This window comes from Singulisphaera acidiphila DSM 18658, from assembly GCF_000242455.2.
GTDB lineage: Bacteria > Planctomycetota > Planctomycetia > Isosphaerales > Isosphaeraceae > Singulisphaera > Singulisphaera acidiphila.
In genome coordinates this window covers 5,158,005-5,171,403 of the sequence record NC_019892.1, presented here as the reverse complement: position 1 = coordinate 5,171,403, position 13,399 = coordinate 5,158,005, and the positions used below count along the sequence as shown (strand labels likewise).

At 64.3% G+C, this 13,399-nt stretch carries 10 protein-coding genes; 5 read left to right on the top strand and 5 right to left on the bottom strand.

The window, feature by feature from the left end; genetic code table 11:
- Nucleotides 1-118 precede the first annotated feature (118 nt).
- The gene (locus SINAC_RS20375; RefSeq protein ID WP_244884892.1) at nucleotides 119-796 is read left to right on the top strand and encodes an RNA polymerase sigma factor; all 678 of its coding nucleotides are present in this window, start codon (nucleotides 119-121) and stop codon (nucleotides 794-796) included.
- Nucleotides 793-4,461, top strand: coding sequence for a protein kinase domain-containing protein (locus tag SINAC_RS20370; protein WP_015247484.1), 3,669 nt, complete (start codon nucleotides 793-795; stop codon nucleotides 4,459-4,461). The genes SINAC_RS20375 and SINAC_RS20370 overlap by 4 nt, the downstream gene beginning before the upstream one ends.
- Before the next feature lie 136 nt (nucleotides 4,462-4,597).
- Here SINAC_RS20370 and SINAC_RS20365 read toward each other — a convergent pair whose 3' ends face one another.
- From SINAC_RS20365 to SINAC_RS20345, 4 genes are all read right to left on the bottom strand, one after another.
- Nucleotides 4,598-5,143 carry a hypothetical protein gene (locus tag SINAC_RS20365; RefSeq protein ID WP_237722912.1) on the bottom strand — a complete coding sequence of 182 codons (546 nt, stop codon included), beginning with the start codon at nucleotides 5,141-5,143 and terminating at the stop codon, nucleotides 4,598-4,600.
- 747 nt (nucleotides 5,144-5,890) lie between these two features.
- Nucleotides 5,891-7,006 (bottom strand): nucleotidyl cyclase domain-containing protein, encoded by a 1,116-nt coding sequence (locus tag SINAC_RS20360; RefSeq protein WP_015247482.1) that lies wholly within the window; start codon nucleotides 7,004-7,006, stop codon nucleotides 5,891-5,893.
- 434 nt (nucleotides 7,007-7,440) lie between these two features.
- Nucleotides 7,441-8,172, bottom strand: a complete 732-nt coding sequence (locus tag SINAC_RS20350; protein WP_015247481.1) for an SDR family oxidoreductase — start codon at nucleotides 8,170-8,172, stop codon at nucleotides 7,441-7,443.
- A gap of 125 nt (nucleotides 8,173-8,297) precedes the next feature.
- On the bottom strand, nucleotides 8,298-9,089 hold the full coding sequence (locus tag SINAC_RS20345; RefSeq protein WP_015247480.1) for an SDR family NAD(P)-dependent oxidoreductase: 792 nt from the start codon (nucleotides 9,087-9,089) through the stop codon (nucleotides 8,298-8,300).
- Nucleotides 9,090-9,210: 121 nt separating this feature from the next.
- Here SINAC_RS20345 and SINAC_RS20340 point away from each other — a divergent pair, with 121 nt between their 5' ends.
- Both SINAC_RS20340 and SINAC_RS20335 read left to right on the top strand, forming a co-directional pair.
- Nucleotides 9,211-9,846, top strand: a complete 636-nt coding sequence (locus tag SINAC_RS20340) for a TetR/AcrR family transcriptional regulator (RefSeq protein WP_015247479.1) — start codon at nucleotides 9,211-9,213, stop codon at nucleotides 9,844-9,846.
- Nucleotides 9,847-9,912: 66 nt separating this feature from the next.
- Nucleotides 9,913-10,356: a nuclear transport factor 2 family protein gene (locus tag SINAC_RS20335; RefSeq protein WP_015247478.1), complete on the top strand. Its 444-nt coding sequence runs from the start codon at nucleotides 9,913-9,915 to the stop codon at nucleotides 10,354-10,356.
- Nucleotides 10,357-11,156: 800 nt separating this feature from the next.
- Here SINAC_RS20335 and SINAC_RS20320 read toward each other — a convergent pair.
- Nucleotides 11,157-11,408, bottom strand: a complete 252-nt coding sequence (locus SINAC_RS20320) for a hypothetical protein (RefSeq protein ID WP_015247476.1) — start codon at nucleotides 11,406-11,408, stop codon at nucleotides 11,157-11,159.
- Nucleotides 11,409-12,172: 764 nt separating this feature from the next.
- On the opposite strand from SINAC_RS20320, the gene speB reads away from it, so the two are divergent.
- Nucleotides 12,173-13,189: an agmatinase gene (gene speB, locus SINAC_RS20315; protein WP_015247475.1), complete on the top strand. Its 1,017-nt coding sequence runs from the start codon at nucleotides 12,173-12,175 to the stop codon at nucleotides 13,187-13,189.
- The last annotated feature ends 210 nt before the right edge of the window (nucleotides 13,190-13,399 follow it).

The window sequence follows — 13,399 nt, the reverse complement described above, 5'->3', positions numbered from 1 at the left end:
TTCGAAAAAAAAACCAATTCGGGAGGCTCGTTCCGGGACGCCGCGCGGTCTGACGTCGCAAACTCAAGGTCATGGACTATCTCGGGCAGAGGGGCGAGCGTATCCTTTGAGATGAGACGTGGGGACATCGAATCCAGACGACCAAGGGCGGGGTGATCCGGCGATGGCCATCCGCGACGAGGAGACGGATTTGCTGATCGCCAGGGTGGAGGCGGGCGACCCCCGTGCTCGCGAAGAGCTGCTGGCGCTCCACCGGCACCGGCTGCGCCGGATGGTCGCCGCCCGGCTCGACGACCGGCTGGCCGCGCGGGTCGACCCATCCGACGTGGTGCAGGACGCCTTGCTCCTCGCCTCCAGCCGGCTCGACACCTTCCTGCGCGACCGCCCCCTGCCCTTCTATCCGTGGCTGCACCGGCTGGCTACCGAGAAGGTCATGCAGGTCCACCGGCACCACCTCGGCACCCAGTCTCGCGCCGTCGGACGGGAGACCAACGGCCTGGCGATTTCGGAACGTGCGACGATCGGCCACCTCTTCGAGTTCCTCGCGACCAGCCAGACCAGCCCCAGCCAGCGGGCGAGCCGGGTGGAGCAGAAGAGCCGGATTCACGAATCGCTGGCCCTCCTCTCGAAGACAGACCGCGAGATCCTGGTGATGCACTACCTGGAGGACCTGGCCTTCGGGGAGATCGCCGCCGTGCTCGGCATCACGCCTGGGGCGGCGAAAGTCCGGCATTTTCGCGCCCTGGAGCGCCTCCGCCCCTTGCTGGACGAGGACAGCACAGGCGTGGGCCAATGAACGGCCTGGACGGCTCAGGCAGCGCGTTCACGCCCGACTCCGACACCGACATCGACTCCGCCATCGTGGAGTGGGCGGCGGAACTGGCGGAACGAGTGCGTGCCGGCGAACAGGTTGACCTGAGCACCCTGGCCGTCGAACATCCCGAGCGGGCCGAGGTTCTGAGACGTCTGCTCCCGGCCATCAAGGCCATGGCCCGCCACGCACGCTCCTTGGCCGGACGGCGGCCTTCTGCGTCGTTCCCCGGCGGGCGTCGGACCCTGGGAGAGTTCCAGTTCGTCCGCGAAATTGGCCGGGGTGGAATGGGAGTGGTGTACGAGGCCATTCAGTCGCCTCTCAACCGATCGGTCGCGTTGAAAGTCCTTCCCGTTGTTGCGGCGTCTGACCCCCGCCAGTTCGAGCGGTTCCAGCTCGAGGCGCGCGCTGCGGCGTGCTTGCGACACCCCCACATCGTCCCTGTCTTCGGCGTCGGTTGCGAGGACGAGGTCCCCTACTACGCCATGCAGTTCATCGAGGGTCGCAGCCTCGCCGAGATCCTGCTCGCCCTCCGGAGCCTCGAGGGACTTGCCGTCCCCGACGGAGATCGGCACGACCCCGGGCCTGACGCACTCGCCCTGGCGCTTGCGACCGACCTGACCCGCTTACCACATGGACTTCCCACCCCGGAAACTCCGACCACAGGGGCTCCGAAGAGCGATTCCCCCGTCACTCCGACCGGCCTCCCGGAACCGACCGCGACTCGATGCCGTGCGTACCCCCGGACGATCGCAGGCTTGGGACTCCAGGTGGCGAAGGCGCTGGAGCACGCGCACGAGAGCAGGGTCATTCACCGTGACATCAAGCCGGGCAATCTGCTTCTGGACGGGCGAGGGCACCTCTGGGTGTCCGACTTCGGCCTCGCGCGGTTTCTCGGCGACGCCCGGTTGACCCAGAGCGGAGATCTGATGGGGACGCTCCGGTACATGAGCCCCGAGCAAGCCCTGGGGCGTCACGTCGTGATCGACGGCCGGACCGACGTCTATTCCCTCGGTGTCACGCTGTACGAGCTTCTCACCCTGCGCGCGGCCTTCGAAGGGACGGACCGGGCGGACATCCTCCAGGCGCTCGCAAGGGGCGAACCCACCGCGCCTCGGCGACTCAACGCCGCCGTCCCTCGCGACCTGGAGACGATCGTCCTGAAGGCGATGGCCCGGGAACCCGCCGACCGCTACCAGACGGCCCGAGACCTGGCCGCCGACCTGGCCCGCTTCCTCGACGGCCGGCCGATCACCGCGAGGCGCCCGAGCCTCGTTGATCGGACCGCCAAGCTGGCGGCGCGAAACCGTGGGATTGTGATCGCCGTCACGTTGCTGTCGGCGCTAGCCCTCATCGGCCTGGTGGGGGGCCTCGCCTGGTCGAACAACTGGCTGAGTCGGCACAACAAGCAATTGAGCCTTGCACAGAACCGCAGCAATCAGCTCGCCCGCCAGGCCGAGGGCCACCGAATCGACGCCGAGCACCAACGCGACCTGGCTGAGCGCCGCCGATGGTTCGCGGAGCGGCATTTCCACGGAGCCCAACTCCGGCTAGCCGGGGAGGCCCTTGAAAACGGGCGATTCGAGCGGGCTCAGGACATCCTCCACGACCTGGAATCCTCTCCAGACGCAACCGACACCCGCGACTTTGCCTGGCACTCGCTCTGGCGCCTGGCTTGCCAAACCGTCGAGCCGATGTACGGGCACGATCGCGGTGTGAGCGCCCTGGCCATCGCCCCGGACGGCCAGACGCTCGTTACGGGCGACCACGGAGGCACGATCCGGCTCTGGAACGTTGCCAGCGGACAGCCCCTCGGATCGCTGGTCGGACACACCGTGGACGTGAACGGACTCGCCTTCACGTCCGACGGTCGCTTCCTGGCCTCGGCCGCGAGTAGCGACCTGACCGCTCGGAGCGAGGTCTTTCTCTGGGAACTCTCGACCCGCCGCATAACGACAAGACTGGCCAAGCGCGACGGCTGGCTAATTAACGCCCTCAGGTTCGGACCGGGTGACGCCTCCCTCTGGACGCACATCTCCTCCAAAACCCGGCCCGGTTCCCAGGTATTCGGGTACAACCTCGCGCGGGATGATGCTTCGAAGGCAGACGAGGCCCAACGCTGGGATTCGCGCGATCAAGTGAACATGACGCCCGACGGCCACGTCGTGGCGATCGTGCCGGTGGAAGCCGGGGAGAGGGATCGCTGGTTGATCCGGGACACCGGGACCGGCCGCGTGGATTGGGTCATGAACGGGTCTCACAACACACAGATCCCCTTCGCCGCCTCGGCCGACTCGCGGATCGTTGCGGCGGCGATCCCCGGTGGAGACGTCGTATGCCGGGACGCCCGAACCGGGTCGGAACTGGCGCGGCTGGCAACGGGTGCGTCGGTCTTCAAGCTCGCCTTCAGCCCGGACGGACGGACGCTCGCGGCGGGATGCGAATCCGGCTTTGTTCATCTCTTTAACCTTTCTACCAAGCGGGAGCAACGGCTCCCCGTCGGGGAAGCCGGCCGCGTGAAGCCGACGTTCGTCCTTGCTTTCGCGCCGGATGGCATGAAGCTGGCCACAAGCGTGTGGGCGGTGCCGGGCGGGTCCACACGCGTGACCATCTGGGATGTCGCCACCGGGCGTCGCCAGGCCGAATATCCCGGGCGGCAGGACCGTGTGTCCAACCTCGCCTTCGCGCCCGACGGCCGCTCTGTGCTCATCGTCTCCGGGGCGATTCTCCGGCGCTGGTGCCTGGAGCCCGAACCCGAGCCCGCTTCTCCTTCTGGGCACGCCGACGAGGCATGGAGCGTAGCGTTCAGCCACGACGGGCGTCTCCTTGCCTCGGGCGCCGACGATACGGACGATTCGAACACGATCAAGCTATGGGACCCGGCCACAGGCCGGTTGACGCGGCAATGGAGCGGCGGTCGCGGCACCGTCGCCTCACTGGCGTTCTCCCCTGACGGCCGTTTGCTCGTCACAGGACATCTGGAGCCGACGAACAACGTCCGGCTCTGGGAGACCGCTTCCGGCCGCATGCTGGCGACCCTCACGGGGCACACGGACGGCGTTCGCTCGGTGGCCTTTCATCCCGACGGCGCCCTGCTCGCCTCGGCCGGGTCGGACAGGACGGTCCGGATCTGGGACGTGGTCACGAGACGTTGCAGAAGTGAGTTGAGGGGTCACACCATGACGGTGCAAGGGCTGGCCTTCGCTCCCGATCGGAGTGCGCTGGCATCGGCCAGCTCTGATGGCAGCGTGCGTCTCTGGCACGTCGGCTCGGGACGTCTGCTGCGCATCCTCCAGGGACCGCAGAAGCTCACCGCGGTCGCCTTCGCACCGGACGGCGAAGTGGTCGCGGCGGCCGACGAGGACGGCACCCTCACGCAGTGGAATCCGGCGACGGGCGAACGACGCGGGGTGATTCACAGTGAAGACGGCGTCGTGCGTGCGTTGGCGTTTGCCCCCGATAGCCAGGCGTTGGCCGCCGCTGGCGAAGGGGGAATGATCGAGGTGTGGGACGCCGTCACCGGCCAGCGGCTACTGACGCTCCCCGGCCAACAACACCAACTCGTCCATTCTCTGGCATTCTCTCCCGACGGCCGAATCCTCGCCTCGTGCGACCACGGAGGAAGCGTACGGATATGGCGCGGACCATAGCCTGACCACCGCTGGGCGTCGCTCAAAACTCCTAAGGATCGCCGACTCGACAACTTCCCGAAGTCATGACTTGGCCGGGACTGCCCTGTCGTTCCATTCCGGACGACTCGACAGCCAATCCGGGCTGGGTCACGGTTCATTCGATCGGGCGTTCGGCTCGCCCTGCCATCGGCCGCTCGGACATGCCATGAGTCCTCGAAAAGACGTCGGCGATCCCGGCGGCAAAGAAGATTAACAAGGCCCCGCCCACCAGGTAGCTCGATGCCTCGGCGAGACTCGACCAGGCAGACTCCCCTTGCGTCCAGGAATGGAACATGTAGTCGAGGACCGATCCTGCCAGCCGCCGGACCGCCGGGACGGCGGACAACAGGGAATAGAGCCCCAATAGCCTGGCCGCGATGATGTAGACGTCCCGCACAGCGACCGGACGGCTCGTGGCGACAGGAACCGAGGGGGCTGATGCGGAAGAGAATCTCGATGCGATCGCTGGTGCGAACAAAAGCAACCCCGCCGCGAAGGACGCGTACGCGAGGAGGCCGAACCCCCCGGAAATCAGGACACTCTTTTCCTGAGACCATTCACCAGGGGCGCCTGGCAAGGAGAGGAAGGCCACGAGGTTGACCATTTCAGCGAGCGCCTGGAGTAAGACCCAGAATCCCATCAGGCGCAGCGCCAACGTCATGATCGCTCTATCATTCATATACAAGCCTCGGCACTATAGTAGTCGCACATACTCCTGACGTCTCGCCCAGCAAAATGTCCCGCCAACCGTAAAGCGCCGGCTCTAACTCATCCCTACCAACGTCGTGTCGACGTAAGTCCGGACGGGACGGGTCGAGAACGGCCGTTCTGATCGGGATACTGACCCGTTGCAGTCTTATGGCTATCGTAGAACCCATCGTACCCGTGGGAACGGCCTGCTCCAAGGAGTGTCTGTCACGTCTGAACGTCACAGTTACTATGATGCTTATTTCTCTGCGCTCTTCGAATGACTCCTGACCCCCTTACTCTCATGGATTCCGTCAAAAGGAGCGGGACATGAGACAGATATCATCGAGCAAATGTTTATTTGATAGGATTATGGCTTTACCTCGGCGAAGTGGTCATCCGGGACGCCGCCGCCGATGCGCGTGACGGCATCGGTCCAACCTAAGCACCTGGACCTGGTTTTTCTTTGCATTGAATCATGTGCAAGCCCTGGGTGCCACGGGTTGTACCCAACCCGTGAGCCAAAAACCTGGGCTATCGTTCACGGGTTGAGTACAACCCGTGGCACCCAACAGCGATTGTATCACCGCGGTCGCCCATCAGATCAATCAAAGAAAACCGAGACCAACGGCTTAGCGCCGCTCGCTCCCGGTCCGAGAAGAACGGCGTCTCCCTCCAGGCGTTTAGCGCGTCGAACTTGGCAGATCGTCTGGTGACGGCCCTACGATTCCGGGGCGATCCACTTCAGGGAGCGGAGCGAATCCGAAATCAGATTCGCGTGATTCACCTCGTAGACCCGCCAGGCGTTGCCCTGCTTGTCCTGCCGCCGCCCCCTGTTCTGCGCGTTCGAGAGGATCAGGCGGGCCGGCCCTTCCTCGTCGTTGGAGGCGAGCAGATCCTGCCTCACCCGGGATGAGATGAAGACGACGTCGTCCGTCTCCCTCCCGATCACACTCATGACCCGCTGCCCCCCGTTGATCCCTTCGCCGATGTAGTTCCAGTCCTTTCGGTCCAGGTCCCAGAAGCAATAGACCGGACCGACGTGCACGCCCATGCGAAAGTGGATCTCCACCGGGAACAGGGCCTTCGCCTCCAGCAACTCGATGAGGCCGGCCAGGTGGGCGGCGAAATAGGTCGCGTGTCCGGGATCCTTGAAGACGAAGATATAGCCGTCGCCGATGCAGAGCATGGTTTCGAGGTCGGCCCGGGCGCGCTCCGCAAGCGGATCTCCATTCCAGAAGTCGGGCCGCCGGGCGATCCGGGCAAGCCCGTTGGCCATGAGGACCTGCTGTCCCGGCCGGAATCGCGAGAAGTCGGAGATATCGGTGTAGACGAAGACCCGACGGATGGGCCAACTGGACAGCCTGCGGATGTCGGAGGCCTCGTCGTCGAGTTCCTCGGCCAAGGTCCGATCGAGTTCCTCGGAGACCCATAAGCTCGATTCCTCGCCGATGATGCCGTCGACAACTCCCACATCGCTCGATCCCGGCCAGGGCGAGGCCGCGGTCAGCAAGCTGAAGATCCGTCCCGTGCCTTGCGCCGTCGTTACGGACCGACCGTGCCCGAGCGCAGCCCGACCGGCCTCATCCTGCCGCACGACGGGTCGCGCAGCATGCTCCTTGCAAAACTGGAGGACCTCGTCCCTGGTCTCGAACAGGATGTCGAACGGTGGAAGCCAGGGATTCCGCTTCACGAAGGGATGCTCCTGGGTCCTCCTGACCTCATCGACAAACGCGATGACGGATTCGTCCGGGGAATCGACCGGGCGCTCCTCTTGCCCCTGGAAACACCGGATCGCCTGACCGGGCCTGCCCACGTTCTGCTCGACCTTATACATGGCGTCGGCTCCTCTCTTCGGTCACGGACCTACACGGCTCCGATGTGCGTCCCCTTCTCGCCCACGGATCGCTTCATGAGCATGTCCAGCAAGATGAACCCCAGAACAGCCAGAAAACGTCGAAGTAGGCCATGACGCCGCCTGCTGCCGGGGCGGTCCGTTAGCGATTGCCGAGTCATCTGCGAGGACGCGACCTTCTTTCCGCAAAAGCTGGAATCCATTTTCGCCGATTTTCGCTCCGATCGCCTCCCTCTCTCACTGCGCACACGCAGTGAGAGAGGGTCATCCTGGCCCGACGTATGCACACAGTGCGTGAAACACTCGAGGCGCCACCCACCGGTCAAGTCGAGGGAGCTCCGCTTGAGGCCGGGGCTTTGTAGATGGCCAGCTTGTTCCGGTCGTACCTCCGCAAGGGACTCGGCGGGTCGGCACCGTCACGCGCCGCCCGTGGGCCGGACGATAATCTCACTGACCGAGACGTCGGCGGGCTGCTCGATCGCGAAGAGGATGGCGCGCGCGATCGCCTCCGGGGGTATCGCGTTGGCCCGGAACTCGTCCATCGCCTTCTTTGCTCCCTCGTCCGTGATCGTGTCGGCCAGTTCCGACTCCACCACGCCGGGGGAGATGATCGTCACCCGGACGTCCCTGGACTCCTGCCGCAGGCCGTCGGAGATCGCGCGGACCGCGAACTTGGTGGCGCAGTACACGGCAGCGGTCGGGACGACGAAGTGGCCGCCAATGGATGAGACGTTCACGAAGTGCCCGGCCTTCTGTTCCTTGAAGACCGGCATCCCGGCGGCGATGCCGTAAAGCAGGCCCTTGATGTTCACGTCGATCATGCGGTCCCACTCGTCCACCTTCAGCGCCTCAAGGGGCGAGAGCGGCATGATCCCGGCGTTGTTCACCACGACGTCCACTCGCCCGAACTTGGCCTTCGCAAGGCGGACGAGCGCCTCGACCTGCTCACGCTTCGTGACGTCCACGGCCTGGTACTCCGCCGTACCGCCCCCGGCGCGGATGGCCGAGACGAGCTTCTCCAGCCGGTCGGTACGACGGGCCCCGACCACGACGCGCGCCCCGTGGCGGGCGAGGTGCATCGCGGTCGCCTCGCCGATGCCGCTGCTGGCTCCCGTGATCACGACGACCTTCTGTTGGATTCCGGACATGACTACTCTCCATGGTTTCGAAACATGAACGACCCTATGCCGCCACTGATGCTGACCATTCGACCATCCGCTTCCGTGCTCGACCCCTGATGTCTACGGTGAGATGGACCACGTCGCCGGTGCCGTCACATCATGGTCGGGCCGACCTGGACGCTGAAGCCCCCGTCGGCCATGACGACCGAGCCGACGAGGAAGCTCGCCTTCTCCGACGCCAAGAACACGATCACCTCGGCAATCTCCTCGGGCCGCGCCGCGCGGCCGATCGGCGCGTTCTTCCCGTGGTTGGCCAGGAACTCCCGCCCGTCCGGCATGAAGTCGTTGAGCAGGTCGGTGACGACGTCACCTGAGCCGACGGCGTTGACCCGGATGCCATGCTTGATGTTCTCCACCGCGAGGACGCGGGTCAATTGTGCCAGCGCGCCCTTCGAGGCGGCATAGGCCCCGATCTGCGGGAAGCCGAAGAAGCAGGCGTACGACCCCACGTTGACGATCGCCCCGCCTCCGTTGCTGGCCATCACCCGGACGGCCTCGCGGGAGTGGAGGAACACGCCGGTCAGGTTGACCGACAGGATCGCGTCCCACTCCTGCAGGGTCATGTCGGCGACCGGCTTGTAGATGATCCGCGCGGCATTGTTGACCAGGATGTCCAGCTTGCCGAACCGCTCTACCGCCCGCTCGACGACCCGCTTCGCCGTCTCCTCTTGGGAGACGTCCCCGACGAAGGGCTCGATCCGCCCGTCGCGGGCCAGGTCCTGGACGGACGGCTTGATGTCCTCGGCGATGACCACCGCGCCCCGCGACTCGAGCAGGAGTGCGGTGGCCCGCCCGATCCCGCTCGCCGCCCCGGTGACGATGGCGACCTTGCCGTCGAGGTCCCGTTGAGGTGTTCCGGTCTCGCCCTGGTTTGCACGCGCCATGATAGCCTCCGGTTAGCCCCGAATCCGACCGGCCGCACTCGACATGCCGGCCAACCGTGATTACGATACGAAACGCACCGTATCGAATCAAGTCCTGGTCCAGAGATGTCAGAGGACGGCGATGAAGAAGGGCACAGCTGGAAAGGCCGCGGGCCGTCCGCGGGACGAGGCGGCCACGGCGTCGATCATGCGCGCGGCACTCGAACTGGCGGACGAGGCCGGATTCGACGCGCTGAGCGTGGAGGGGGTCGCGGCCCGCGCCGGGGTGGGGAAGACCACCATCTACCGCCGGTGGGCCAACGTGTGGGCCGTGGTCATGGACGCCGTCCTCGCCAACTTGACGCAGATGGCACCGATCGAGGAACATCCGACGGCGCGCGAGAGCTTCCGAGCGTCGATGCGGTCACTGGCGAAGGCGTACCGAGGGAAGGCGGGGAAGCTCCTGCGGCCACTGATCGGGCGGGCGCAGGTAGACGCGGACTTGCGGCAGGCGGTCCAGGCGCAGTGGGTGGAGCCCCGCCGGCGGATCGCCCGCAAAGTCGTGCGCCGCGGGATCGAAAGCGGGGAATTGCGCGAGGGCCTGGACGCGGACGTCGTCCTCGACGCGCTGTACGGCCCGATCTACCACCGGCTCCTCGTACCGTACGACGACGCCCCGCTCTCGGATGAGTTCATCGACCGGGTCATCGATCACGTCTTCGGCGGGTTGGAGCGGAACACCGCGGGCGGGGGCGGGAGCCTCCCGGCCCACCGTTGATGCGATCACCTCACCCCGGGGCGTACCAGGGCCGGCGAGAGACACTTCCTGAACCGGGAGATTCCCATGACGACCGCGTCCGATCTGTTGCAGCGGCACTTCGCAACCCTCATCGCGGACCCCGCGGCGTGGAGGGAGTTGATCGCCGACGACCTCGAATGGGAACTGGTCTACGCCCCGTCTCTCGGGCACCCGGCCCGGTTGTCCGGGCGGGAGGCGGTGGAGCGTCACGTGGGGTGGTTCCGTGAGGCGGTCGAGGACTTCCGCTTCTTCGACCTGCGTGTCTACCCGTTCGCCGACCCGAACGGTGCCGTGGCCGAGGTGAGGGCGGAGGGCCTGATCGAGACGACCGGCCGGACCTACCGGCAAGACTACGTGCTGTTCCTGCGTGCCGAGGGCGGTAAGATCGTGTACCTCCGCGAGTACTTCAACCCGGTTCGTGCGGCCCGCGCCCTTGACGCCCCAATCGCCGACGATATGACTGGCAGTGGAAGGACGGCGTTTCCCTGAATGGAAAACCGTGGGGGTGGAGCTGGCTGGTCGATCGCGTTGGGATCGACTACTTCGGTCACGTGACCGGGGTCCACTTCCCCATTACAAGTGGTCCCAAGGCGAAATCGGCCTTGATTTATGTGGGGCGGCTCAACCGGCTTCAAGGTCTCAGTATCAACTCTTCATCCGTTAGCGACGCCGACCTGGCCAACATCAAGGGACTCAAGAATCTCAGGGAATTGTACATCTTTAGGATTCGGGTCACCGATGCCAGGCTTGCCAATCTTAAGGGGTTGAGCAAACTGAATCATCTGCAGGTCTATGGTGATGAGGTCACGGATGCGGGGTAAGCCTGAAGGGGATGACCGGTTTGAACAGGCTAACCCTTTACGGCCGTGCTCAGGTCACTGATAACGGGGTGCGAAAGCTTCAAGAGGCCCTGCCAAAGCTGAAGGTAGAACTACCGTTGAAGCGTCAGCTCCCCCGTCCACGAAATCGTACACCAAGCCGAGAGACCGCCCCTTCGCCCGCCCCTGAGCCATCGTCTCAAAACTTCGCTCGGCGAACGAGCTCTGGTGCATCACGACTGTGGGCTTCATGAACGGCTCGCCAGCCGACCATAAGCGGCTCGGACAAAACCCTCGTGCAAGGGTCAATTCCCGTAGTGTTTTAGGCGTTCTTGGCGGCCTCGCGAAGCTGGTTGATGCCTTGGGAGCCAGGCCGTCTACCTCTAGATCAAGGCAGAAATCAGGACGGTCGCTCGCTCCAGGGCTAATGCAGCGGGCCGATTTGCAGGGGTTGACAGTGAGGGCATGGGGTCAGGGTGCGATCGAGTCATCTCCATTCGACAGGTTGGGTTTGTTGGATTGGTATCGCGGAGCCATCGGACCGATGCCTAACCCAAAGCTCACGAAGATAGACAGAACCACCACTTGGCCAGCGAAGAAATAGAGCTTGAGCTGGGTCATCGCCCCCCCGATATCCCATGTCTGCCATACCTGCCAAATCAGGGACGGGATGCCGAGAACGCCGATTAGCAAGGCTGTGGCACGAAAAAACCGATCACGCATGGAGGCCCTCCCTAGAACTTTGGCTCTTGCAGTCTTTCATAAAACATGAATTTTTTTTATTTTCATTCAAATAATGCGTGTAGTCACTGAAAGTTTAGGCCCCAGTCATCCTCGCTTTCACGACTTGCCGCCGATCCGCCGTGGTCGGCTCGGTCCAGAGCCGTTACCGGGGTTCCCACTTCCGCCTCCCCACCCCTTGGATTGTACCCGTCCGGCCCCATCGCTCGCACGGATCGCCGCTTCGCCAATACCTGGGCGGCCAAGGAGTCGTTCAGGTTGCAGACTCAACGTGGCTGGACGGTCGAGTTCGGGGCATGACAGCGAAGCATTAATTATATGGATGAAGTAATTGCTTGCTAGAGGCACGCCACCAACTACGTTGCCAACCTACGTGCCAAGCGGGAACAATGTGGTCTACGTCAATCCCTTGCAGGTGCCGATTGCGGCCGGCTCAATTGGTGTCGGCGTCGAAGAAAATAAAAGCCTGGGTGGCCTCCCGGTGGCCGAGACGCTTGGGATCGGCAATAGTTGAAGCCCCGGAAGCCTTTTTTGTCGTCTGTGAGCTTTGTTGGCCGGCAAATCAATGTTTTCTATCGCGCAGCCTGGCTAATGTCCCGAGCTGATGCCAGGTCAGGGCCGCCGCGCAGGCAGCGTTTTGTCGGTGACGTCAAGGCTGCCTACCCGGTTCCTCCGTGGTCTTTCTTGTCTATTGACGCACCAATCGCGGCCGTCGTCCATCGTTCTCAATCAAGTCTGGAATTCCCATGACCGAGCCGGATCTCTCGCCACTTTTCGAACGGATCGCTGGGTACGGGCGGCACATGCTCGACATGCCGTTCTCGGGTCCGACGTCGTTCTTCCGGACGGACGTGGTCGACACCCTCGAGGGCGTCGATATCGCATTGATCGGGGTACCAACCGATGCCGGCCTGAGCCATCGGCCGGGCGCGAGATATGGTCCGCAAGCTGTTCGGGCTCAGTCGGGCCTGATCCGTTACATCAATCCTTACACGGGCGTGATCCCGTATGAGCACGGCCGAGTAGTGGATGCCGGCGATGTCCCGTTTCAGAATACGCTTGTGCTCGACGACATCGTCCGGGAGATTTTCAGCTACTACACGCAGGTGGTCGCCGCGGGGGTCGTCCCGCTCTCGGTGGGCGGCGATCACTCGATCACCTATCCGATTCTGAAAGCCGTGGCGAGTCGTGGCCCGGTCGGGCTCATTCATTTCGACTCGCACCACGACACCGCTCCTCCCATGAAAGGCTCGCGATTTCATCACGGGGCGCCGTTTCGGAACGCCGTTGAAGACGGGCTGATCGATCCGCGCCGGACCGTCCAGATCGCGATTCGGGATCCGTACCGTCAAGCCGCGCGTCCTTACGCGGAAGCACATGGTTTTACCGTGCTCGATATGCCTCTGATCCTCCGCGAAGGCCTTGATGCCGTGGTCGCGACCACCCGCAAGACGATCGGAGACGGGCCGGTTTATATCACATTCGACGTCGACGCGCTCGACCCTGCCTTTGCCCCGGGGACCGGCACGCCTGTTGTTGGCGGACTCAGTTCGCGTGAGGCCATGATTCTGCTCCAAGGGTTGCGGGGGCTCAACATCGTCGGCGCGGACGTCGTCGAGGTCTCTCCCCCGTACGACCCGACCGGCATGACGGCGCTGGCCGGAGCCCAGATTCTTATGGAACTTCTCTGCCTCGCTTCCGAGTCGCTCGCAAAGAAAGGGAATCAATCAGCGAGAGCGATTTTCGATCGGGGGGATCACTGACATAGCGATCGGGGCGGCTGGGGGCCGTACTCGACCCCCAGCCTTCATGATGGACGACGTGCCCGAACACGGTCTTGCACCCCTGGCTGAAGCGGGAGTTGGCCGCGATCCTCGCCGCGATGCCTATCCTCCCGGCGACCGACGTGGCCGACGCCGGAAGGATGCGACCGGAGTGGGACCGATGCGAACCCCGGAGCTCGCCGACGGCGC

Bases quoted from the DNA above. Each gene is read 5' to 3' on its own strand.
- SINAC_RS20370 (WP_015247484.1), top strand. From the start codon at position 793: ATGAACGGCCTGGACGGCTCAGGCAGCGCGTTCACGCCCGACTCCGAC.
- SINAC_RS20365 (WP_237722912.1), bottom strand. From the start codon at position 5,143: ATGACGTTGGCGCTGCGCCTGATGGGATTCTGGGTCTTACTCCAGGCG.
- SINAC_RS20360 (WP_015247482.1), bottom strand. From the start codon at position 7,006: ATGTATAAGGTCGAGCAGAACGTGGGCAGGCCCGGTCAGGCGATCCGG.
- SINAC_RS20350 (WP_015247481.1), bottom strand. From the start codon at position 8,172: ATGTCCGGAATCCAACAGAAGGTCGTCGTGATCACGGGAGCCAGCAGC.
- SINAC_RS20345 (WP_015247480.1), bottom strand. From the start codon at position 9,089: ATGGCGCGTGCAAACCAGGGCGAGACCGGAACACCTCAACGGGACCTC.
- SINAC_RS20340 (WP_015247479.1), top strand. From the start codon at position 9,211: ATGAAGAAGGGCACAGCTGGAAAGGCCGCGGGCCGTCCGCGGGACGAG.
- SINAC_RS20335 (WP_015247478.1), top strand. From the start codon at position 9,913: ATGACGACCGCGTCCGATCTGTTGCAGCGGCACTTCGCAACCCTCATC.
- SINAC_RS20320 (WP_015247476.1), bottom strand. From the start codon at position 11,408: ATGCGTGATCGGTTTTTTCGTGCCACAGCCTTGCTAATCGGCGTTCTC.
- speB (WP_015247475.1), top strand. From the start codon at position 12,173: ATGACCGAGCCGGATCTCTCGCCACTTTTCGAACGGATCGCTGGGTAC.